The following is a 22366-nucleotide window of genomic DNA, read 5'->3' on the forward strand; positions in this document are numbered from 1 at the left end:
CCATCGTCGTCGCCGAAAGCCCCTGCCAGGCAATTCGTTTCGCCGATCTACCGGTCGCCGCACCCCGATGTGCGGGTGGCCGCAGACGCATTCAGTGAAAGAACCGATCATGTTGTCGTTCAGACGACCCCGGGTGGTGCGCGCGTTCGCCGCCGCCCTCGCCCTGCCCGTGCTTGCCGCGCTCGCCGCCGGGTGCTCGAGTTCCGGCGCCGGAACCACCGCCGACGGTAAGACCATCCTTCGCTACCAAGGTCAGGCCGGGGCGGTCACGCCCTACGAACTGGCCGCCGACCTCGGCTACTTCTCCACCATCGAGCTGAAGTGGGAGGGCGACACCACCAGCGGCCCGGCCAATATCCAGGCCGCCACCACCAAGCAGATCGAATTCGGCAGCGCGTTCAACGGTGCGGTCGTCAAGCTCATCGCGGGCGGTGCACCGGTGACCTCGGTGCTCAGCTCCTACGGCGCCGACGGGCAGAGCTTCACCGGATACTACGTCCGTGACGATTCGGGGATCAAGGCCGCCAAGGACCTGATCGGAAAGAAGGTCGGCGTCAACACCCTCGGCGCCCATCACGAATTCATCACCCGGCAGTGGCTGCACGATCAAGGACTCACCGACGACGAGATCAAACAGGTGCAGCTCGTGGTGTTGCCGCCGGTCAATACCGAGGACGCGCTGCGCAAGGGACAGATCGACGCGGCGGCACTGGGCGGCCCCTTGCAGGACATCGCGCTGGCTCACGGCGGCATCCACGCGCTCTATACCGACAAGGGCCTGTTCGGCGAATTCGACTACGGCACATACGTCTTCCGCAACGACTACATCGCCGGCCATCAGGACGCGGTGGCCGACTTCGTCCAGGGCACGGCCCGCGCGACGCGCTGGCTGCAGATCACGCCGCGTGACCAGGCGGTGGCGCGACTGGCCGACATCATCCACAAGCGCGGCCGCAACGAGAACACCACGCTGCTCGACTCCTACAAATCGTCCGGCATTCCGGTGCCCGGCGCGGTGATTCAGGAGCGAGAGCTGCAGATCTGGATCGACTGGCTGGTCCGCAACGGAGAACTGCCGGCCGGGAAATTCACGGCCAAGGATCTGTACACCAACAAGTTCAACCCCTACGCCAATGGTAAGTACCCGGCCGGCAGCGGGCCGTCCGGCGAGGTGGTGGCCGCCAAATGAGCGACACGGCAATCAAACTCGCGCTCGACGGGGTGCGCAAGGAGTTTCCCGCGCGGGGCGCCGGAACACCCTTCACCGCACTGGAGAACATCACCGTGGACGTGCGTGACGGTGAATTCCTCGTACTGGTCGGCCCCAGCGGTTCGGGTAAGTCGACCCTGCTGGATCTACTGGGCGGGCTGACCCGGCCGACTCACGGGCAGATCCTGCTCGACGGGCGGCCGGTCACCGGCCCCGGACTCGATCGGGGCATCGTCTTCCAGCAGTACGCGCTGCTGCCGTGGCGCACCGCGCGCGGCAATATCGAATTCGGCCTGGAGGCCAAGCACATTCGCCGGCGTGAGCGACGCCGGATCGCGGACGAGTATCTGGAGCTGGTCGGCCTCACCGGCTTCGGCGACCGGTACCCGCACGAGTTGTCCGGCGGCATGAAACAACGCGTGGCCATCGCGCGCAGCCTCGCCTTCGATCCCGAGGTGCTGCTGATGGACGAGCCGTTCGCCGCGCTCGACGCCCAGACCCGCGAATCACTGCAGGACGAACTGCTGCGCATCTGGCGCACCACCGGCAAGACCATCCTGTTCATCACCCACGACATCAACGAAGCCGTGTATCTGGGCCAGCGGGTGGCCGTACTCACCTCCAGGCCGGGACGGGTCAAGGCGGTGGTCGATATCGATCTCGATCGCGAGACCGCCCCGGAGGCCGACATCCGCTCCAGCGAACACTTCAGCGAAGTCCGTCACCGGATCTGGTCGCTGCTGCACGACGAGGTGGCCCGCGCACAGGGTCTCGAGCAGGCCGACCTCGCGGCCACCGACAGGAGGTAACACCATGTCCACCACGCTGCCCGCCACCGCCGAACACGTGCTGGTGCCGAAGAAGTCTTCCACCCCGGCCCCGAGTGCGGCCGAGGCCCCCGCCCGCTCCACCCCCGGCACGGGACGGCAGCTGGCTGGCCTGGCCGGGCGCTGGAGCTGGCGGCTGTTCAAGCCCGTCCTGGTCATCGCCCTGTTCCTGGCCTTCTGGGAGCTCGCGCCCCGCTTCGGCCTGGTCGATCAGATCTTCCTGCCGCCCTTCTCCACCGTCGTACAGCGCGCAGACGAGCTGATCCGCAACGGCCAGCTCTGGGACAACACCTCCGCCAGCCTGGGCCGGTCCCTGGTCGGGTTCGCGATCGCGGTGGCGTGCGCCGTTCCGGCCGGCGTCGCCATCGCGTGGTACAAGCCGGTGGCCGACTTCGTGAACCCGCTGCTCGAACTGTTCCGCAATACCGCCGCGCTGGCCCTGCTGCCGGTGTTCATCCTGATCCTCGGGATCGGCGAGACCTCCAAGGTCGCGATCGTGGTTTACGCAGGCTTCTTCCCGATCTTGCTGAACACCATCAGCGGTGTCCGGTCGGTGGATCCGTTGCTGATCAAATCGGCTGTGTCCCTCGGCTTCTCGCCGCTGCGGCTGTTCCAGAAGGTGATCCTGCCCGCCGCCGTGCCAACCATTTTCACCGGCATCCGGATGGCAGCCTCGGCCTCCATCCTGGTTCTCATCGCTACCGAGATGTCCGGTGCGCGAGCGGGACTCGGCTATCTCATCACCGCCGCACAGCAGAATTTCCAGATTCCCGATATGTACGTCGGGATCGTCGCCATCGCGATCGTCGGCCTGGTCTACAACGCCGTACTCGTCGCGATCGAACGCCGCCTCACGCGCTGGCGCCCGCAATCCGATCGCTGAAGCACTACCCCGAAGGGACGACGACGCTCGATGTCGCCATCACCGAAAACCTTTCATCTCAACGCCTTTCTGATGGGCGTCGGTCACCACGAAGCCGCCTGGCGCCATCCGCGCACCGAGGAACGGCGCGTGCTGGACGTGAAGCATTTCCAGGAATTGGGCCGCATCGCCGAGCGCGGCAAACTGGATTCGGTCTTCTTCGCCGACGGTTTGGCCGTGGGCCCGCGCATTCAGCGCAATACACTCGCGGTGTTCGAACCGGTGACACTGCTGTCGGCCATCGCCGCCGCGACCGAACATATCGGTCTCATCGCGACGGCCTCGACAACCTATAACGAACCGTTCAATCTGGCTCGCAAATTCGCCTCGCTCGACCACATCAGCGGCGGCCGGGCCGGATGGAACATCGTCACTTCCGGCACGGCCGACGAGGCCTACAATTTCGGCTACGACGCCATTCCCGACCATGCCCGCCGATATGAGCGCGCCACCGAATTCGTCGATGTCGCGTTGCAGTTGTGGGACAGCTGGGAATCCTCGGCGATCGTGCTCGACCCCGAGGCTGGAGTGTTCGCCGACCCGGACAAGGTCCACGCCATCGACTACGCCGGCGACCGGTTCCGAGTGCGCGGGCCGTTGAACTCCCCACGCGGTCCGCAGGGGCGGCCACTGCTCGTACAGGCCGGATCTTCCGAGAGCGGAAAGGAATTCGCCGCCCGCTACGCCGAGGCGGTGTTCACCGCGCAGCGCAGTCTCGAGGACGGGCAACGCTTCTACCGCGATCTGAAATCACGACTGCCGAAGTACGGCCGTGGCGCCGACGAACTGAAGGTGCTCCCCGGTCTGGTGCCCTACATCGCCGATACGCCCGCCGAGGCGCTGGCGCTGGAGCGGGAGTTCACCGATCTCATCTCCCCCGACTACGCGTTGCGCCAACTGTCCACGCAGCTGGGCATCGATCTGTCCGGCCATCCCCTCGACGCACCGCTGCCGCCGTTGCCGGTGGAGAGCGAGATCGAAGGAAACAAGTCCCGGTTCACGCTGGTGAAGGAGTTGGCCACCCAGGAGCAGCTGACCGTGCGGCAGCTGATCGGCAAACTCGGCGGCGGGCGCGGGCATCGCAGCTTCGCCGGCACGCCCGAGCAGATCGCCGACGAACTACAGACCTGGTTCGAGGCCGGCGCGGCGGACGGATTCAACATCATGCCGCCGTACCTGCCGGGCGGACTCACCGATTTCGTCGACCGGGTGGTGCCGATCCTGCAGGAACGCGGCCTGTTCCGCACCGAGTACACCGCCGACACCCTACGCGGGCACTACGGCCTCGCGCCGGTGGAGAGCCGTTTCGCGACGGGAGCCGCAATCAGCGCCTGACCGGCGGATACAACGCGACAGGCCCCTTCCGGGTAGATCCGGGAGGGGCCTGTCTGCACGCTGTGTACGCGGACGAACCGCGGGCGGCGAACCTTACAGGTTGGCGCCGCAGACCGGCCAGGCGCCGGGGCCCTGGCTGGCGAGCACGTTCTCCGCGACGCGGATCTGCTCGGCGCGGCTGGCGTTGGCCGGGTTGCCACTGCCGCCGTTGGCCTCCCAGGTGCTCTGGGTGAACTGCAGGCCGCCGTAGAAACCGTTGCCGGTATCGGCGCCCCAGTTGCCGCTGGCCTCGCACTGCGCCACGGCATCCCAGTCGTGGCCGCCGTCGGCAGACGCGGTAGCGGTCAGGCCGAAGGGGACGGCGACGATGGCGCCGGCGACGGCGGCGAAGCCGAGTGCGCGAGTGCTGAACTTACGGTTACGAGACATGTGGTTTTTCCTGCCTGCGCCCAGCCGGCCCGATGGTGACGATTTCGGGTCCCTGCCCCCAGGTTTGTCGGGGTCGAACTCGAACCGCGGGACAGGGTTGCCGGTGTTCAGCGATTCGAGCGTCAGCCCGGAATTCCGAGCTGCAGATGACGGTAACGGAGAAATCTCGGTACATCACGTTGCGATAACAACCGAACTGTCTCAACCCAGCATGGAGGATATTCCCGTTTACGCAGCGCATAGTGGGATAAGCGCGCATTACATTACTGTAGTTATATAAACGTTATGTGATCGAGATCACTGAGATATAGTGATCCTCGTCGCATGACAATGCCCGAAACGGTGGTTTCGCGGGCTCGAGTCGCCGGCGGATGCCGATACGGGCCGGTCGGAGGGCTAACGCTCGGCCACTGTGACGGGCCACCGGTCCACCGTCTCCAGCGGCGCGACCTGTGCATTCTCCAGCGCATCCGCGACACGCCGACGGTAGCGGGATGCGAGGGCGGGCACCCGGCCCGCGCCGCCCGGACGGCACTGCGCGGCATAGGCCAGCCAGCCGGAGGCCTGACGCAGGACCTCTCCGGTGCTCAGCGGCCCCGCGAGCAGCAGACCACCGTATTCGGGTGTCACCGCGACGGCGCTGCCCAGATGCTGCAAACACCGGCAGATTCCCAGTTCGTGACCGAGATCGCGATAGCGGGTCAGCGCCAGCAGCCACCAGCGCATCGCACGCCGGGGCTCACCACGCATCCACCACAGCAGCCCCAGCGTCTCGAAGGTGTGTGCCCGCCCGGTCGGATTACGCCCGCCGCGGGTCAGAGTTTCGGCCAGCTCGAGACGGTCGCGCGCGGCGTCCAGGCGGCCTTCGTACAGATGTGCGATGGCGAGGTCGTTCAGGGCACAGACCTCCGCGGCGATATCGCGACGCGGCAGCAGCCACCAGGCGCGCTCGAATCCGGCCACGATCTCGGGCAGCGGGTACTCCCCGCCCGGCAAGCGATCGAACTCCCGCATCGCCTCCGCGTGCGCGCGGCGAGCGTGCAGGCCCGTGCTCCGGCGCGGGCGGCCGCGTCGCCGCCTCCGGAGCGGACGCGGCCATCGCCGGCGTGTCGTGGTGCCGGGCGGCAGCCCGCAGCGAATCGAGGCCAATTCGTGGATCTGCGGATGCGCCGCCTCACTCAGCGCCACCATCGCCCGCGCCGCGGGACCGTCGAAGGGCTCCCCGATCCGCGCGTACCAGAGGTCGAGTGCGTCGGCGATACGGGCCAGGGCGGGGATGTCGAGTTCGATGCCGTGGTCGCAATCGGCGCAGCGGCGCACCAGCTCAGCCAGCCGGTCCGCCGATCCCGTGAACCACCGATGCGCGCCGGCGCCGAGCCGATCCGAATCCAGGGCCACCGCCCAGCGCGTCGCCCGATCGGAGTAGTGCCGGATCAGCGCCGGCCACGCGGCGCGCCACTGCGGTGTGCGGCGGATCACGGCGAGGTCCGGCGAGCTCGTGGTCTTGTTCACTGCGAATCGGTCGTGTCCGTGGTGGACGAGCACGCCGTGGGCGGCGAGCCGGATCAGAACCTCGCCGGTGGAACGCCGGACCACCGCCTGCTCCCCCGGCAGGACTGTCGCACTGTCGAGCATCGCGGTCACCGTGTCGTAGAGCGCGGCGGCCTCGTAGTCGGCGAACGGCAGCGCCCGCAAGACGGCGGCGGCGGCCGAGTCGGCCGCGTCCAGCGGACGCGCCCCCGCCGGTGCGGACGCGGGCAGTGCCGCGACGGTCCGTTCGACCACGGGTGGCGGCTGGACCAGGTCCGCGGTGAGATCCAGTTCCCGGCGGATACGCGCACCCTCGCGCATATCCATCGTCTTGCGCCACAGCACATACAGCGCGGCGGCCGCCACCACCGCGACCGCCACCCAGCGCAACACTCCGGCCAGCGAGTTCAGCACCCGGCTCTGCCCGACCGAACCCTCCAGCAGTTTCGCCACCACCTCGAGCAGCAGCGACGACGACATCACCCAGGCCACACCCAGAAAGCCTTGCCAGATCGAGGATTTCGGGGTGGCGATGAGCTGCGACGCGATGTCGTGCTCGGGCCGGTGGGAGTGGCCGCCGCTCATCGCACGAAGCCGCCCGTCAATCCCGGAACCAGGAAGCGACGCCAGGTCACCAGCAACAGCAGCACCGGCGGGATCGTCGACAGCAGGGCCCCGGCCGCGAGATGGGCGGCGTTCTCCTGGAATTGCCGGGCGTCGCCCCACAGCAGCAGCGACCAGGGACTGACGTCGGCGCCGCTGACCATGAGTCCGATGAAGAAGTCGTTCCACACCTGAATCAGTTCGAGCACCGCGACCGCGCCGACGGCCGGCCAGGCGGTGGACACCACGCGGCCCAGTACGGCCCACGGTTTGGCCAGACCGTGCAGGGCGTCGGCGGCCGGGCCGTCCGAGGGCGCGAGCAGCGCCCCGCGCAGAATCAGGATCGCGATAGGCAGGCCGATCGCGGCATGCACCACGATCAGCGAGGAGAACGATGTCCCGGTCAATCCCATCCGCTCGATGACGCGCCGGATCGGCCCGACGTAGAGCTGCGCGGGCAGGACGGTGAACACCACCAGCACCACCACCGCGAGCCGCGAACGCAGCGCATCGGCGGGCCGCGCGGCGAGTTGATGGGCGACCGGGAAGGCCGCACCGATGACCAGGACGGTCGCCCACACCGCGACCCAGCCGGTATTGGCCATGGCATGCAACAACTCTCGGTGCTGCCAGACCGAACCGGTCCCGGCGAAGGCGGGCCCGTCGGCGCCGACCCAGCTGAACACCGCCAACGCCAGCAGCGGTCCCAGCGAGAGCAGCGAGACCGTCACGACCCGCAGGACGCCGCGCGCGGTGCGCTTGCTGCGGACCGGATCGACAGCTGGGCGGCGCATCCAGCCGACGCGGTGGCGGCGCACGTCGGTCTGCAGAATCCACGCCGCCGAACCGATCAGCACCGCCAGCGGCAGCGAATAGGCCGCGGCCACACCGGGATCGGCATCGGGATCCGAGACCAGCCGCCACCAGTGCACGGTGGCCGAGTCGAGCGAGTACTGCAACGATCCCGGTACCGCGATCAGGATGATGTCGAAGATCCGCGCCGCCGCGACGGCGACGACGAGTCCCAAAATCAGCAACACCGGCCGCATCAGTTCGAACAGCCGGGCCCGGGTTCGCGCCACGCCGCGCGCATCCTCGAGATAGCCGCGCCGTACGGGATCGGCTTCGATGGCGGCGATCGCGGCGCGGAACAGCGCGAACAGCGCACCGAGCCAGCACCAGACGAAGGCCACGATCAGCGTGGTCATCAACCAGGTGCGCTGGCCCGTCACCCCGGGAACCGGCATCCGGTAGTCGGGGTTCTCGGCCAGCAGGCGCAGGGCAAGTCCGGCGACGAACGCGGACACGCCGAACGGCAGGATCAGCGGCTGCCACGGCCACCAGCCACGGCGGCCACGCCAGGCCAGTTCCAGGGCGAGGACCAGGACCGCCAGCGCGCACAGCACCCATACCAGCGTCCGAACGTAGGCGCCGCGCCCACCGGGCCCGAGCTCGACGCCGATTCCGCGGATCGTGACCGCGAGCGCGACCACCAGGACGGGCCACCACAGCGAACGCCACCGCACCCGTGCGACGATGCTCGCGCCACCGGGCGTCCCGCGGCGGAAAACCGTCGGCCACAATCGGTTTCGCAGCAAGGTCCAGCGGCCACGCACGGCCGCCGCCGCCACCGCGCGCATCGCGTCGTCCCTGCGCCACAGCATCGTGCTCGCCGCGACCAGGACGACCAGCAGCGCACACCAGGCGACCATCTCCCACTGGGCGCGGGCCGCGGTCCAGACCGTGGTGGCAGCCGGTCCCACCAGCAGCAGCAGGATCAGCAGCAGTGCGGGCAGCTGGGCCGGCCACATGGACCACCGCCGGGGGTGGCGGCCCGGGATCACCGGACCGGCGATCCGCGTGAGCGCCGGCTCCAGGTCCAGCCCGTGAGCGTGGATGTGCCCGGCCGTCATCGCGCTCTCCGTTCGAACTCGTCGAGTGCGCGCACCGCGTGGTCGACCGCCGCGTCCAGTCGCTCGGCGTGGCCGTCGCCGACGGTGATGAGCAGGTCGGTCAATACCCGCCACAGGCCGTCGCGGCGGCCGGCGGCGCCGATGAGGTCGGCGAAATCGAAGGCGGTCCACGAATGCAGCTCGCCTGCAACCGCTTCCAGCATCAGCGGGTGATCCGGGACCGTGCGCGGGCTGGGCGCCAGGAACCCGCCGTAGTCGCCGATCCAGGCCGAGACGGCGGCCGGTGCGGTCAGGGCGCCGAGCACCGGTACCGCATCGTGAGCGCCGGCCGCGGTCGCGACGATCACGTCGCCACCGCCGATGGCCGGTCGCGGCCCCCCGGGCGCCACCGCCGGAAAGGGCATGACGCCCACCGCATCGGCGGGCCGGCCCGCGCGGCGCAGGCAACTGCGCACGATGGGTTCCGCGAAATCGGGCGCCACCACCATCGCCGCGGTGCGCCGTTCGAACACCTCACGCACCGATTCCGGAAATTGCCGGGTCAGCGTCGCGGCGATTCCGCCCGGGAAGGTGTCGCGAGGCGCCCAGAGCGAGCCCAGTCGGTACAGGGTCGCCCGCACCGCGTCGCGATCCCATTCCCGCGGACGGTCCGGCTCGCCGGCGGAGGCCAAATCCTGGTAATCCCACGCGGATTCGCCGTAGAGGATATTGCCGAACAGGTCGGCCAGCACCCAGCCGTCGGCACCGCCCAGTGCCAATGGACGGCGGGCGGTCGCCGCCGCGATGCGTTGCGGCCACTGGGAGACGGTCCACTCGCGCGGGTCGTCGCGCGGGCGGTCGCCGCCGAACGCGTAGCGGTCGTACCACACCAGCGATTTGTCGGCCGCCTTGAACGGAATGCCGTAGAGCGCACCGTCTTTCCACAGCAGCGAGCGCCACTGTTCCGGATAGCGCGGCCCCGCCGCGTCGTGCCACAGCGTGGGCGGCAGCGCCCGCAGCACCCCGCCCGCCAGCTCACCGATCCGGCCGACCTCGGGCAACATCACCAGATCGGGCGCGGAGCGGCCGCGCGCCTGCAGGGCCGTATCGATGTCGTCGCCGAGCGGCAGCACGGCGACCGTGGCACCCAGCCCCGTGTCCTCCAGTACCCGGCGGAACGCGGCCAGCTCGGAACCGCTCCAGGGCACCGCGATACGCACCGAGGCGGGGTGGCCGAACAGCACACCGGGTGCGCACGCGGTCAGCATCGGCGCCAACGCCGCGGCACGCAGCACCGCCCGCCGTGTCGCCATCGCCACCCCCGAGTCCGCCTGCCGTGCACCGAAATCCGAATGCCGGTCCGCATGATATGCGGACCGGCATTCGGATCATCGCCGAAATACGGTTACCCCGTTAACGTCCCGGATATTCCGGCGGCTGCCACGGCCGCCCGCCGGCATCGCCGGGGCGCGGCGCCGGTTGCTGCTGCTGCGCCGGCGGCGACGGCGGGATGGGCGCGCTCTGCGGCGGCAGATGCCGGGGCTGATTCGGCGCGACCAGCGGCGAATCGACCGGTGTGGCCGCCGCGGCCTCGGCGGCACGCACCGCGCGCTCCGCGGCCGGGTCGGTTTTGATGTCGAACCAGTCGGCCACTTCGTCGGCATCGTCGTCGGGTCCGTTCGCGGCGCCGTCGTCACTGGGCTCGTAGCGGAAGACGCCGTCCTCACCCTGGGTACCGAAGTTGCGGGCGAATCCTTCCAGTGCCTTGCCGAAGTCGCTGGGCACCATCCAGACCTTGTTGGCATCGCCCTTCGCCACCAGCGGCAGTGTCTGCATGTACTGGTAGGCGAGCAGTTCCGGGGTCGGTTTGCCGGATTTGATGGCGGCGAAGACCTTTTCGATCGCCTTCGCCTGGCCCTGCGCCTGCAGGTAGGCGGCCGCGCGTTCACCCTGGGCGCGCAGGATCCGGCTCTGCCGCTCACCTTCGGCGGACAGGATGGCCGACTGCTTGGAACCTTCGGCCGCGAGGATCTGCGACTGCTTGGCACCCTCGGCCGTCTTGATCTGCGCCTCGCGATTACCTTCCGCGGTGAGGATCATCGCGCGCTTCTCACGGTCGGCCTTCATCTGCTTCTCCATCGATTCCTGGATCGACGGCGGCGGATCGATGGCCTTCAATTCCACTCGCGCCACCCGCAGGCCCCAGCGGCCGGTCGCCTCGTCGAGGACGCCGCGCAGCTGCGAGTTGATCTGGTCGCGGGAGGTCAGCGTCTCCTCCAGGGTCATACCGCCGACCACGTTGCGCAGGGTGGTGATGGTCAGCTGCTCCACCGCGGCGATGTAGTTGCTGATCTCGTAGACCGCGGCCTGCGGGCTGGTGACCTGGAAATACACCACCGAGTCGATCTGCACGGTGAGGTTGTCCTGGGTGATCACCGGCTGCGGGGGGAACGAGACGACCCGTTCGCGCAGGTCGACCTTCGCGCGGATCCGGTCTGCGAACGGGACCAGGAAGGTCAGCTGGCCCGATACGGTGCGCGAATATCTGCCCAGCCGCTCGATCACCGCGGCCTCGGCCTGCGGTACCAGCGCGATCGACTTGAAGACCACCACCGCGACCAGCACCACGATGACGATCGCGACGATCAGTACAGCCATTATGGCCCCTTCCAGACGACGGCGTGCGCGCCGTCGATCTTCATGACGTAGACGGTCTCACCCTCGGCATATTCATCGGCCGGGTCGAACGGGCGTGCGCTCCACACTTCGCCACCGATCTTCACCTGACCGCTGTTCTCGTTCACCGCCTCCAGCACCTTCGCCGTCTTCCCCGGCAACGCATCCACATTCGTCGGCGTGGGCGGTGGAGTCGCGAAGCGGCGCAACAACATCGGGCGGACGACGAACAGCAGCCCGACGGCGGAGATGGCGAACACCACGGCGTCGATCACCACCGGCGTCTGCGCGATCCCGGCAACCCCCGCGGTGATCAACGCCGCCCCGCCCAACATGAGCAGCGTGAAGTCACCGGTGAGCATCTCGGCTGCGGCGAGCAGAATTCCCGCGACCAGCCATACGATTGCGGCCACGAGTCAACCGTACCGTGCCTGTCCGTTCTTCCGCGCCTTTCAGCGGGACGAGTCGAACGCAAACACGCCGGTCACCGGTCCAGATCCGGTGGGCGCGAGCCTTCGTCGCCCGGACCGCACCGCCGCTCGTGGCCTCGCCTCCCGCCGAACGGCAAGGGAAACAGGTAGTTTCGACCGAGTGAGTGCGCGCGACTACGGTGACATCTATTCCGGACACGCTCGAACCCGCAAGCGCGCGGTACCACAGGTCATCGCCGAACGTGATCTCGTCGCCGAGGACGCGGCCAGCGGATTCTGCGGCGCCGTGGTCGGTTTCGAGCGCACCTACGACGGCGACTTCGTCAAACTCGAGGATCGAGGTGGAAGGGTCCGGCTGTTCGCCTTACGTGAGGCGGCGTTCCTGATCGACGGCCGGCCGGTGACACTGGTTCGTCCGAAAGCGGCCGCGCCGGCCACACCGACCCGCTCCGCCTCGGGCTCGACGCGGGTGGAGGGGCTGCGCGCCCGCGTCGCGCGCGCCAGCCGGATCTGGGTCGAGGGCGTGCACGACGCGGCGCTGGTGGAGCGTGTGTGGGGCCACGATCTGCGCGTGGAGGGCGTGGTCGTGGAGCATCTGGAGGGACTCGACCACCTCGCCGAGCGACTGACCGACTTCCGCCCGGAGCCCGGCCGCCGGGTCGGGGTGCTGGTCGACCACCTGGTGACCGGGTCCAAGGAGACGAATCTGACCACCGGCCTCGGCCCCCATGTCCTGGTGACCGGTCATCCCTACATCGATATCTGGCAGGCTGTGCGGCCGCAGGCCCTCGGTATCAAGGCCTGGCCGCAGGTGCCGCGCGGTGAGGACTGGAAGACCGGCGTCTGCCGCCGTCTCGGCTGGGGTACCCCGTCGGAGGGCTGGCGGCGGGTCTACAACGCCGTCGACAGCTTCCGCGATCTGGAGGCGCCGCTGCTGGGCGCGGTGGAACAGCTCATCGACTTCGTCACCGAACCGGAGTGAGGACGCCGGTTCGCCGTACGCATGCCGATCCACGGGCAGCGTGGTTACGCTGGCCGATATGACGCCGCTGCAGCGCTACATCGCAGAGGAGATCGGTACCGACCACGCCGAGGGCCTGCTCAGCCGCCGGGAGGCGCTGCGGCGGCTGAGCCTGCTCGGGCTCGGCACCCCGGCCGCGGTGGCGTTGCTGGCCGCCTGCGCGCAGCGCTCCGGCACCTCGGCGGGGACGACGAAGCCCAGCGCGCCGGCAAGCTCGGCCCCACCGCCCGGAACCGCGACCGCGGTCCAGCCCACCGCGATCACCTTCCCCGGCCCCGACGGCCGTGTCCTGCGGGCCGCCTGGGCCGCCGCGGCGCAACCCCGCGGCGGTGTCCTGGTGATCCACGAGAACAAGGGCCTCACCGACCACATCCGTTCCGTCGCCGGGCGTTTCGCCGGCATCGGCTATTCCGCGCTCGCGGTGGATCTGCTCTCCGAAGAGGGCGGCACCGCCACCTTCACCGACCCGGCCGCCGCCACCGCGGCGCTGGGCAAGGCACCGCAGGATCGTCTCATCGCCGACCTGCACGCCGGTGTGACGGAACTGAGTCGCCGGGTGCCGGGAAAGAAGTTGGGCGCCACGGGTTTCTGTTTCGGCGGCGGTCTCACCTGGCTGCTGCTCACCCATGGCACGCGGGAGCTGGCCGCGGCCACGCCCTTCTACGGTCCGTACCCCGGTGACGACGACATCACCACCGCGACGGCGGTTCTCGCCGTCTACGGCGCACTCGACAAGCGTGTCGACGCCACGCGTCCCGCGGCCGAGGCGGCGTTGAACCGAGCCGGCGTGCCAAAGGAGGTTTTCGTCGCCGACGACGCCAATCACGCGTTCTTCAACGATACCGGCGCGAACTACCAGCCCACCGCGGCCGCCGCCGCCTGGCAACGCGTCACCGACTGGTACGCGCGGTATCTCGGTTGAGACGCGCCGGCGCGATCCGGCTCGCGGTGTCGCCGACCAGGCACAGGCCGCCCTGCACGCCCGGCCCAGCCGTCCGGGATAACTCAACCCCGGCGAGCGGCCACTCACGCTCACGACCACCGCCACCGAAGCCGGTCTCGCACAGGCACATTCGTACATCCTGCACGACCTCTGGACACCACGACGACCACCGTGACGGACGGCCGTGTCGTCGCGCCGGACATTCCCGCACACAGCGTGGTGCTGCTGCGGATCACACCCACCGATTGATATTTCCGGGCTGACTCTACGAAACACCGTAACCAGAGCCGGCGACGACCTGCGGGTCGTCGATCAGGCCAGTGCGAGCCGGCCGGCATTGCCTGTGCGCACTACGACTGTGGGGCTGCCGACAACGGATCACCGGCGCACACCACGGTCAGAGCTCTGGAACGGTATCTAGAACATGTTACAGTTTGGATGGTAGCGTCACCGGCATGGGACGTGTAGACGGCAAAATTGCACTCATCAGCAGGGGCTCGCGAGGTGTGGGTGCGGCCCATGGGCGGCTGCTCGTCGCCGAAGGCGCGCAGGTCGTGATCGGTGACATCCCCGACGATCTGGTGACGATTCCGTTGGGCCGTCCTGCGCAGCCCGAGGAGGTGGCGACCTTCGTGCTGTTCCTGGCGAGCGACGAATCCTCGTATGCGACGGGCTCGGAGTTCGTCGTGGACGGCGGCCTGGTGACCGCGGTACCGCACAAGACCTCCTGACCCCGGACGACATCACCTCCAGGAGCACAGAGATGCCCGAAACACACACCAGCACAATCGATCCCGCGACCCTGCTGCGGCTGCCGACCCACAACGGACACGCCCTGCTCGCCGGACTGCGGCGTCATCGGCGCGAGCCGGTGATGACACTCGGCGACACCGTCCTCACCGGCGCCGACGTCATCGACGCCATCAGCCGGTACATCGCCGCGTTCGCCGCCCACCAGGTCGGGCTCGGCACCCCGAGCGCACTGCTCGCCCTCAACCGTCCCGAGGTGCTGTTCATCCTGGGCGCCGGCCAGATCGCCGGACATCGGCGCACCGCACTGCATCCGATGGGCGGGCTCGACGACCACGTGCACGTGCTCACCGACGCCGGAATCACGAATCTCGTCATCGATCCGCAGCCGGCGTTCGTCCGGCGTGCGCGCGAACTGGCCGACCGAGTCCCCGAACTGAAGCGGATCCTCGTCCTCGGCCCGGTGCCGGAGGAACTGGCCGACATCGGCGTCGACTTGCTCTCCGCCGCAGCACAATACACTCCGGAACCGATCGAAGCGGTCGACATTCCACCGGATTTCGTCGTCTCGATCAGCTACACCGGCGGCACCACCGGCAAGCCCAAGGGCGTCATCGGTACCGCAGGCACCATGGCGACCATGACCCAGATCCAGCTCTCGGAATGGGAATGGCCGCGGCGCCCGCGATTCTTGATCTGCACGCCGCTGTCGCACGCGGGCGCCGCGTTCTTCCTGCCGGTGGTGCTGCAGGGCGGGCAATGCGTGGTCCTTCCGCGATTCGACGCCGGCGAGGTGCTGCGCGCCATCGAGGAACACCGCATCTCGGCGACCATGCTGGTGCCCTCGATGCTCTACGCTCTGCTCGATCATCCCGATATCGACTCGCGCGATCTGTCCTCGCTGGAAACGATCTACTACGGCGCCTCCTCCATCGACCCGAAACGCCTGACGCAGGCCATCGCGCGATTCGGCCCCATCTTCGCCCAGTACTACGGTCAGTCCGAGGCGCCGATGGTGATCAGCTATTTGGCCAAGGACGAGCACGACGAGGCTCGGCTCACCTCCTGCGGGCGCCCGTCGGCGGCGCTGCGCACCGGGCTGATCGGCACGGACGGACAGCGCGTGCCCGCCGGCGAGGTCGGCGAGATCTGTGTATCCGGGCCACTGTTGGCCGACGGTTACCTGAATCTTCCGGACGTCACCGCGGAGACCTTCCGCGACGGCTGGCTGCACACCGGGGATCTGGCTCGTGCGGATCCCGACGGCTTCTGGCACATCGTCGGACGCAGCAAGGACATGATCGTCACCGGCGGCTTCAACGTCTTTCCCCGCGAGGTGGAGGACGTCATCGCCGCCGACGCTCGCGTCCAGGGGGTTGCCGTCGTCGGCGTCGCCGATCCCCGCTGGGGCGAGGCCGTGACGGCGGCGGTCGTCTTCGACCCGGCCACCGCCGCCGATTCCGAGGCGGTGGCCGCGGCAATCGACGATATCCAGCAGGATGTCAAGCGCCGCAAGGGTTCCGTACAAGCTCCGAAACACGTCATCGTGGTCGATGCGCTGCCGTTGACGGGGCTGGGCAAGGTCGACAAGAAGGCCGTGCAGGCCCTCGTCACCGCCGAGCTCGAGCGGTAGGCAGTCACCGCGGCTTACGAGCGCGCCCCCCGCCCCGGCTCAGCCACGACATCGGCGAAACGTCGTGTCCCGGTGGCGATCTCGGTCGCCTCCGCCAGATCCAGCCGGAATTCGTGGTCGGCGGCCGGGGCGGGGCCCTCGTGATGACTGATGCCGGCGGCGCCGATGACGTAGTGCGGTGCCGTGTCGCCGATATGAACCGTGACCGTGCCGGCGGGTGTGAGCTCGTAGACGGCGGCCGCCGATCGCGACCCCACCTTGCGGTGGGTGAGTATGCCGTCGCGTTCCAGATCCTTCAGCCGGGCCGCCAGGATATCGGTGCTGATACCCGGAAGGTCGGCGAAAAGATCGCTGTATCGGCGTGGCCCCGAGCACAATTCGCGAATCACCAGCAGATCTCGGCAACGGCGTTTCCGAGCTGATCATGATGGCGCTCACCGCGCTCTTGGAGAACGGCGACGAAGTTCTCGTTCCCGCACCGGATTTCCCACTGTGGACGGCGGCGACGACACTCAACAGCGGCCGGCCGGTGCACTACATCTGCGACGAGGGCGCCGACTGGTACCCGGATCCGGCCGATATCTCCGCCAAGATCACCGACCGCACCCGCGCTCTCGTGCTCATCAACCCGAACAATCCCACCGGCGCCGTCTACCCGCCCGAGGTGCTGCGGGAGATCCTCGACATCGCCCGCAGCCACAACCTGGTGGTCTTCGCCGACGTGATCTACGACAAGATCTACTACGACGCCTCACCCACACCTCGATCGCCGCGCTGGCGCCCGACCTGCTGTGTCTGACCTTCTCGGGCCTGTCCAAGGCCTATCGCTGCGCGGGCCTGCGCGGCGGCTGGCTCGTGGTTTCCGGGCCCACCGGCCACGCGGAGAACTACCTCGAGGGCCTCACCATGCTCGCCGGGCTGCGGCTGTGCGCGAATGTCCCTGCGCAGCAAGCGATTCAAGCCGCGCTCGGCGGGCACCAGAGCATCCACGACCTGACGCTGCCGGGCGGGCGCCTGCGCGAACAGCGCGACCGCGCCTGGGAGGCGCTCACCGCCATACCGGGCATCACCTGCGTGAAACCCTAGGGCGCCCTGTACGCGTTCCCGCGCATCGATCCGCGTGTCTACGCCATTCACGACGATGAACAATTCGTGCTCGATCTTCTGCTGCAGGAAAAGCTCCACATCGTGCAGGGCACCGGCTTCAACTGGCCCACTCCCGACCATTTCCGGATCACCACCCTGCCGCACGCCGACGAACTGGAAGCGATTATCGAGCGCATCGGCCGCTTCCTGTCCACCTACCGGCAATAGCCTCGTCCCTCCCGTCCACCACGGCCCCGCCCCCGCCGCGGACGCACCACACACCGCGGCCCAGCCGGTCGGCGGCACCCAGCTCGCCGTACCCAAGCGGGGTTCGGGCAGGACGCTCGGGCGCGGCCGGACCGCCCACCAAGCCTGACCGGGGCCGCGGGCGTCCGTGCCGCCTCTTTCTCCACTTACCCACCTCCGGCACCCTCCGCCCGCTACCATTTACTGGCGCACAGGGTGTGATCAGCCATCTCCGGATGCCGTTCGGGAACCGGACGAGTGGCCGTCGCACGGCAGTCCCTATCGACTCTCGGCTGTTCGAACGAGTTCGAGAGTATCCAGCAGGCATCGAGGCCGCGCCCCGACGACCACGGATGGACACGTGCGGGGGCGGCCCCGGACCGGATCGACGGCGATCCGATGACTCTCCGTCCGGAGGTGGATGGTGGCCGAGAAATTCGAAGGACATATCGCGCTCGATATTCGTGATTCCGTCGCCGACTGGAAGCCGTTCACGGAACCGGCCGCACCGCGCGGCGCGCCCAATGTGCTGTATCTGGTGTGGGACGACATCGGAATCGCCACCTGGGACTGCTACGGCGGCCTGGTCGAGATGCCGAATATGAAGCGAATCGCCGACCACGGAATCCAATTCACCCAGTTCCACACCACAGCGCTGTGCTCACCGACGCGCGCTTCGCTGCTCACCGGAAGGAATCCGACATCCGTCGGAATGGCGACCATCGAGGAGTTCACCGACGGCTTCCCGAGTATGAGCGGCCGGATTCCGGACGACACCGCCCTGTGCTCGGAGGTCCTCACCGAGCGCGGGTGGAATACCTATGCCGTCGGCAAATGGCATATGACACCGCTCGAGGAAAACAACCTGGCGGCGTCGAAGCGTCATTGGCCGCTGGGGCGCGGATTCGAGCGGTTCTACGGATTCCTCGGTGGCGAAGCCGACCAGTGGTACCCCAATCTGGTCTACGACAATCACCCGGTCACCCCGCCGTACTCGCCGGAGGACGGATATCACCTGTCGAAAGATCTGGCCGACAAGTCGATCGAGTTCATTCGTGACGCCAAGGTCATCGCACCGGACAAACCGTGGTTCCTGTACCTGTGCCCCGGCTGCGGTCACGCGCCGCATCATGTCCCGCGAGAATGGGCGGACAAGTACCGCGGCACATTCGACATGGGGTACGAGAAGTACCGCGACATCGTGTTGGACAACCAGAAGCGCATGGGGTTGATTCCGGAGGACACCGAACTGTCTCCGATGAACCCCTACGCGGATGCTACCGGGAGCAACGGCGAGCCCTGGCCGCTGCAGGACACGGTGCGCGCCTGGGATTCGCTGTCGGAGGAGGAGAAACGGCTGTTCCGCCGCCAGGCGGAGGTATTCGCCGGCTTCCTGTCCTACACCGATGCCCAGATCGGTCGTCTCCTCGATTATCTCGAGGAGAGCGGGCAGCTGGACAATACGATCATCGTCGCCTTCTCCGACAACGGCGCCAGCGGTGAGGGCGGTCCGAACGGGTCGGCCAACGAGATGAAATTCTTCAACGGCTACATCGACACGATCGAGGACAGCCTGGCCAAACTCGACGAGCTGGGGTCGCCGACCACCTACAACCACTACAGCATCGGGTGGGCGATGGCCTTCAACACCCCGTACAAACTGTACAAACGGTACGCATCTCACGAGGGCGGCATCGCCGACGCCTGTCTGCTCTCCTGGCCGGCCGGAATCGCCGCCCGCGGCGAACTGCGCCACCACTACCTCAACGTCTGCGATATCACCCCGACGGTCTACGACCTGCTCGGCATCACGCCCCCGGACACGGTGAAGAACGTGGCGCAGCGCCCGCTGGAAGGGGTCAGCTTCCGGGCCCTGCTCGATGATCCGAACGCCGACTCCGGCAAGCACACCCAGTTCTATTCGATGCTCGGCACCCGCGGCATCTGGCACCGGGGATGGTTCGCCGACGCGGTGCACGCGGCGTGCCCGTCGGGCTGGGGGCATTTCGACAGCGACCGGTGGGAGCTGTTCCATATCGAAGAGGACCGCAGCCAGATGCACGACCTGGCCGGCACACATCCCGAGAAGCTGGAGGAATTGAAGGCGCTGTGGTTCGCCGAAGCCGAGAAGTACAACGGTCTGCCGCTCTACGATCTCGACATCGTGTCGGTGATGCTGCGCGACCGGCCGACGTATGCCAAGACCCGGGACACCGCCGTCTACTATCCGGGCATCGCCGAGGTGGGCCCGGGGGCAGCGCTGGAGATTCGCGGTCGATCCTTCGCGTTGCTCGCCGAGACGACCATCACCAGTCCCGGCGCCGAGGGCGTGCTGTTCGCCCACGGCGGGCGCCTCGGCGGGCACACGCTGTTCCTGAAGGACGGACATCTGCACTACGTCTACAACTTCCTCGGCGAGGAGGAACAGGTGATGGTCTCCGACCGTCCGGTACCGCTCGGTGACCACATCCTGGGCATGCGCTACGAACGGAAGGGCACGCGGCCGGACAATTTCACCCCGACCGGGGAGGCGGTCCTCTACATCGACGAGAACCCGGTGGGTTCGCTCGACGATATGCGGACCCAGCCGACCGTGTTCTCCGGCGTCGGCGAGGGCGTCCGGGTCGGTCGCGACGGCGGCCAGTCGGTATCCCCGCGCTACCACGCGCCCTTCCCGTTCACCGGCGGAATCATGCGCCAGGTCGTCGAGGATGTGAGTGGTAAACCGTACATCGACCTCGAAATGGCTGCCGCCGCCGCGTTTTCGCGGGATTGAGGCTGCCTGCCGCGGCAACTCCCACTCGCACGACAGCCGCACCAGTGCCCACAGGATTGCCGCGGCACCACTATCCTCGAACCATGTGTTCTCCCAGTGCCACGCTGACGGTGTGGGCGGGCTCGTGGCTGGCGGGCCGCAGCGCGCCCGACGATGTGCTGGACGCGTTGCGCGCCTGGTCTCCGCAGCACAGCGTCGCCGCCGGTGACCCGCTGACCGGCGGACGGACGGGACTGCCGTGGCCCTCGGCCGAGCCGTTGGAGGCCGGCACCGGAATCATGGTCCTGCTCAAGGTCATTCGCGAGGCGATGGCCGAGTCGGGGGCCCAGATGCGGCTGGTGCTGCCTGTGCCGGGCGATGCGCGCGGATTGCCGATGGGTACCGAATTCGCCACGGCGGCAATGGATGCCGAGGAAGGCGTGATCGCCGGGGTACCCGGTGGCGAGGGTGTGGCGCTGGTGCCGCAGTGGACCGACGAGGAATCGCTGCAGTGGACGGTCTTCCACACCCCGATTCCGGTCCCGGCACCGGATATGGCGCTCGGCGAGGCCGAATACGCGATGCGGGAGGCGGTGCGCGAGGCCGCGGAAGCCCTGATGCGGTTGCACACCACCGCGATCGGCGGTGACGACGATCCGCGCGAACTGATCGAGGCCGAATTGGCCGCCTGCTCGCGCCACATCTACCCCGACTCGGCGCCGCTGCGGGCCCGCCGCATCCTCGATTCGGCCGACCATGTGGCCGCGATCCTCACCGTGGCCCAGCAGACGGCCCCTTCCTCCCCCAGTTCGGCCAGCGCCGTGCAGGCCCAGGAGACGCTGCTGCGACCCCTGTGGAACGCCCTGCGCGCCGCCCGGCTGGCCGCGGTGAACGCGGCGGCCGGCCCGCGTTAGGTCACGGCCTCGCCGGTGTCCGGCCCGGGCAGATCCAGTTCGTAGTCGTTGTAGCGCCCGCAGACTCGCATGCCGATCCGGGCCAGGGCCGCGCGCAGCGCCTCGTCGTCGAATTCGAACACGCGCAGCACGGTGATATCGGGCATGACGGCGCGTAATTCGGCCACGACCGCGCCGAAGGCCGCGGCCAGCAGATCGGCGTCGGCCTCGCGGTGGGCGAAACCCTCCTCGGCGCTGATGTAGGCCTCGTCGCCGCCGGCGAAGGTCGTGATCGTGGTAATCGGTTCGGTCGCAGACCGGGCCGAGAGCACGGTCGTGAGCAGCACCCGGCCCGGCGGGTCGGCCGATTCGGCGAGGGTGTGCACCAGCCGCCGCAGGGGCGCGGTGGTGTCCGGTGCGGGCGACCGGGTGAGATCCAGCTCCCACAGCCGCGCGTATTCGTCGACCCGCCGCGCACCCAGTTCGGCCGCCGCCCGGCCCGACGGTCCGATATCGGTGCCCTGCCAGCGCAGCACCCGGTATCCGGCAGCGGTGGCCCGGCGCACCGCCTCGGCGGTCAAGCGGCAGACCATCTCGGTTTCCGCCGCCTGCGGTTCGGACTCGTCGGCGCGGCCCAGATGCAGCGAATGTACGAGGCGCTGCGCGGACACCGCCTGCACCCACGCCTCGCCCAGGCCGGCATCACGCAATTCCGCCCAGCCCAGCAACTCACCGCCACCGCGGGCGGCGATCACGCCCAGCAGATCGGCGGTGCCGTCGGCGACGGACATATCTTCGAGCAGGGGCAACCCGGTGCGGCCCGCCAGCTCGGCGGCCAGCCGCAAACCCGTTCCCGGATGCTGGTCCCACTCCAGCGCGATGTCCACCTCCGCACAATAGCGGTGAATTAGCTGATCGCAGGTCAGTTACCGCGCGAAACGTCGGCGACCGGCCGAGAGGCTCAGTGCCTGCGCAGCATTGTCTCGCCCTCGGCTGGTTTCCAGATCAGCACATCCATATGCCCGCAGCCCACCTCGACCGCCGAGGCGCCGGTGATATCCGCCCTCGAACAGGCGTGGTTCCCGCGGGCTGATCCGTGGGTAGCCATCGCGACGAGTCGTCGCCGGCAGGCGCAGATCGCCGGCCGCCGCGTGACGGCGTAGAAAGATCCCCGCGATGCGCGG

Annotated in this window: 17 protein-coding genes and 2 pseudogenes; 11 read left to right on the plus strand and 8 right to left on the minus strand. The window is 68.4% G+C overall.

The features are described 5' to 3' along the window. The first annotated feature begins 109 nt into the window (after positions 1 to 109). Genes C5E41_RS08555 through C5E41_RS08570 form a run of 4 tightly spaced genes read left to right on the plus strand, consistent with a single transcriptional unit; the run spans position 110 to position 4294 of the window. Positions 110 to 1189 carry an ABC transporter substrate-binding protein gene (locus C5E41_RS08555; RefSeq protein WP_104375409.1) on the plus strand — a complete coding sequence of 360 codons (1080 nt, stop codon included), beginning with the start codon at positions 110 to 112 and terminating at the stop codon, positions 1187 to 1189. Then, positions 1186 to 2019 carry an ABC transporter ATP-binding protein gene (locus C5E41_RS08560; RefSeq protein WP_104375286.1) on the plus strand — a complete coding sequence of 278 codons (834 nt, stop codon included), beginning with the start codon at positions 1186 to 1188 and terminating at the stop codon, positions 2017 to 2019. Before C5E41_RS08555 ends, C5E41_RS08560 begins: the two co-directional genes overlap by 4 nt. Before the next feature lie 4 nt (positions 2020 to 2023). Continuing rightward, a complete protein-coding gene (locus tag C5E41_RS08565) occupies positions 2024 to 2920 on the plus strand; it encodes an ABC transporter permease (RefSeq protein WP_104375287.1) in 897 nt (298 codons plus the stop codon). A gap of 30 nt (positions 2921 to 2950) precedes the next feature. Further along, positions 2951 to 4294: an LLM class flavin-dependent oxidoreductase gene (locus C5E41_RS08570; protein WP_104375288.1), complete on the plus strand. Its 1344-nt coding sequence runs from the start codon at positions 2951 to 2953 to the stop codon at positions 4292 to 4294. A 93-nt stretch (positions 4295 to 4387) separates the two neighbouring features. Here C5E41_RS08570 and C5E41_RS08575 read toward each other — a convergent pair whose 3' ends face one another. The 6 genes from C5E41_RS08575 to C5E41_RS08600 form a co-directional block, all read right to left on the minus strand. Next, on the minus strand, positions 4388 to 4723 hold the full coding sequence (locus C5E41_RS08575; protein ID WP_104375289.1) for a transglycosylase family protein: 336 nt from the start codon (positions 4721 to 4723) through the stop codon (positions 4388 to 4390). A gap of 396 nt (positions 4724 to 5119) precedes the next feature. After that, positions 5120 to 6838, minus strand: coding sequence for a hypothetical protein (locus C5E41_RS08580; protein WP_104375290.1), 1719 nt, complete (start codon positions 6836 to 6838; stop codon positions 5120 to 5122). Next, on the minus strand, positions 6835 to 8769 hold the full coding sequence (locus C5E41_RS08585; protein WP_104375291.1) for a hypothetical protein: 1935 nt from the start codon (positions 8767 to 8769) through the stop codon (positions 6835 to 6837). The genes C5E41_RS08580 and C5E41_RS08585 overlap by 4 nt, the downstream gene beginning before the upstream one ends. Then, complete coding sequence (locus C5E41_RS08590) at positions 8766 to 10061, minus strand: ABC transporter substrate-binding protein (protein ID WP_104375410.1); 1296 nt, start codon at positions 10059 to 10061, stop codon at positions 8766 to 8768. The genes C5E41_RS08585 and C5E41_RS08590 overlap by 4 nt, the downstream gene beginning before the upstream one ends. 100 nt (positions 10062 to 10161) lie before the next feature. Further along, positions 10162 to 11406 (minus strand): SPFH domain-containing protein, encoded by a 1245-nt coding sequence (locus C5E41_RS08595; protein WP_104375292.1) that lies wholly within the window; start codon positions 11404 to 11406, stop codon positions 10162 to 10164. Continuing rightward, positions 11406 to 11837 (minus strand): NfeD family protein, encoded by a 432-nt coding sequence (locus C5E41_RS08600; protein ID WP_104375293.1) that lies wholly within the window; start codon positions 11835 to 11837, stop codon positions 11406 to 11408. Before C5E41_RS08600 ends, C5E41_RS08595 begins: the two co-directional genes overlap by 1 nt. 178 nt (positions 11838 to 12015) lie before the next feature. Here C5E41_RS08600 and C5E41_RS08605 point away from each other — a divergent pair, with 178 nt between their 5' ends. The 4 genes and pseudogenes from C5E41_RS08605 (at position 12016) to fadD8 (ending at position 16202) form a co-directional block, all read left to right on the plus strand. Continuing rightward, complete coding sequence (locus C5E41_RS08605; RefSeq protein ID WP_104375294.1) at positions 12016 to 12837, plus strand: DUF3097 domain-containing protein; 822 nt, start codon at positions 12016 to 12018, stop codon at positions 12835 to 12837. A gap of 58 nt (positions 12838 to 12895) precedes the next feature. Beyond that, a complete protein-coding gene (locus C5E41_RS08610) occupies positions 12896 to 13798 on the plus strand; it encodes a dienelactone hydrolase family protein (RefSeq protein ID WP_104375295.1) in 903 nt (300 codons plus the stop codon). A gap of 584 nt (positions 13799 to 14382) precedes the next feature. Further along, positions 14383 to 14550 (plus strand): annotated as a pseudogene (locus C5E41_RS36155) (SDR family oxidoreductase); the annotation flags it as partial. Between the two features lie 32 nt (positions 14551 to 14582). Beyond that, complete coding sequence (gene fadD8 / locus C5E41_RS08620) at positions 14583 to 16202, plus strand: fatty-acid--CoA ligase FadD8 (RefSeq protein ID WP_104375297.1); 1620 nt, start codon at positions 14583 to 14585, stop codon at positions 16200 to 16202. Positions 16203 to 16216: 14 nt separating this feature from the next. On the opposite strand, the gene C5E41_RS08625 is transcribed toward fadD8, so the two are convergent. Beyond that, positions 16217 to 16591 carry a winged helix-turn-helix transcriptional regulator gene (locus C5E41_RS08625; RefSeq protein WP_258080840.1) on the minus strand — a complete coding sequence of 125 codons (375 nt, stop codon included), beginning with the start codon at positions 16589 to 16591 and terminating at the stop codon, positions 16217 to 16219. Between the two features lie 8 nt (positions 16592 to 16599). On the opposite strand from C5E41_RS08625, the pseudogene C5E41_RS08630 reads away from it, so the two are divergent. The 3 genes and pseudogenes from C5E41_RS08630 to C5E41_RS08640 form a co-directional block, all read left to right on the plus strand. Continuing rightward, positions 16600 to 17516: pseudogene (locus C5E41_RS08630) on the plus strand (pyridoxal phosphate-dependent aminotransferase); the annotation flags it as partial. Between the two features lie 439 nt (positions 17517 to 17955). Next, positions 17956 to 20310, plus strand: a complete 2355-nt coding sequence (locus tag C5E41_RS08635; RefSeq protein ID WP_104375298.1) for an arylsulfatase — start codon at positions 17956 to 17958, stop codon at positions 20308 to 20310. Positions 20311 to 20393: 83 nt separating this feature from the next. Continuing rightward, positions 20394 to 21203 carry a hypothetical protein gene (locus C5E41_RS08640; RefSeq protein WP_104375299.1) on the plus strand — a complete coding sequence of 270 codons (810 nt, stop codon included), beginning with the start codon at positions 20394 to 20396 and terminating at the stop codon, positions 21201 to 21203. Here the strand turns inward: C5E41_RS08640 and C5E41_RS08645 are convergent. After that, positions 21200 to 22069 (minus strand): hypothetical protein, encoded by an 870-nt coding sequence (locus tag C5E41_RS08645; protein ID WP_104375300.1) that lies wholly within the window; start codon positions 22067 to 22069, stop codon positions 21200 to 21202. The two genes, C5E41_RS08640 and C5E41_RS08645, sit on opposite strands and share 4 nt — an antisense overlap. Positions 22070 to 22366: the final 297 nt, after the last annotated feature.

The sequence above is a fragment of the Nocardia nova genome (genome assembly GCF_002933465.1).
GTDB lineage: Bacteria > Actinomycetota > Actinomycetes > Mycobacteriales > Mycobacteriaceae > Nocardia > Nocardia nova_B.

Coding starts and splice junctions, on each gene's coding strand:
- C5E41_RS08610 (WP_104375295.1), top strand. CDS start 12,896: ATGACGCCGCTGCAGCGCTACATCGCAGAGGAGATCGGTACCGACCAC.
- C5E41_RS08580 (WP_104375290.1), bottom strand. CDS start 6,838: ATGAGCGGCGGCCACTCCCACCGGCCCGAGCACGACATCGCGTCGCAG.
- C5E41_RS08635 (WP_104375298.1), top strand. CDS start 17,956: ATGGTGGCCGAGAAATTCGAAGGACATATCGCGCTCGATATTCGTGAT.
- fadD8 (WP_104375297.1), top strand. CDS start 14,583: ATGCCCGAAACACACACCAGCACAATCGATCCCGCGACCCTGCTGCGG.
- C5E41_RS08585 (WP_104375291.1), bottom strand. CDS start 8,769: ATGACGGCCGGGCACATCCACGCTCACGGGCTGGACCTGGAGCCGGCG.
- C5E41_RS08565 (WP_104375287.1), top strand. CDS start 2,024: ATGTCCACCACGCTGCCCGCCACCGCCGAACACGTGCTGGTGCCGAAG.
- C5E41_RS08560 (WP_104375286.1), top strand. CDS start 1,186: ATGAGCGACACGGCAATCAAACTCGCGCTCGACGGGGTGCGCAAGGAG.
- C5E41_RS08555 (WP_104375409.1), top strand. CDS start 110: ATGTTGTCGTTCAGACGACCCCGGGTGGTGCGCGCGTTCGCCGCCGCC.
- C5E41_RS08640 (WP_104375299.1), top strand. CDS start 20,394: ATGTGTTCTCCCAGTGCCACGCTGACGGTGTGGGCGGGCTCGTGGCTG.
- C5E41_RS08570 (WP_104375288.1), top strand. CDS start 2,951: ATGTCGCCATCACCGAAAACCTTTCATCTCAACGCCTTTCTGATGGGC.
- C5E41_RS08595 (WP_104375292.1), bottom strand. CDS start 11,406: ATGGCTGTACTGATCGTCGCGATCGTCATCGTGGTGCTGGTCGCGGTG.
- C5E41_RS08575 (WP_104375289.1), bottom strand. CDS start 4,723: ATGTCTCGTAACCGTAAGTTCAGCACTCGCGCACTCGGCTTCGCCGCC.
- C5E41_RS08590 (WP_104375410.1), bottom strand. CDS start 10,061: ATGGCGACACGGCGGGCGGTGCTGCGTGCCGCGGCGTTGGCGCCGATG.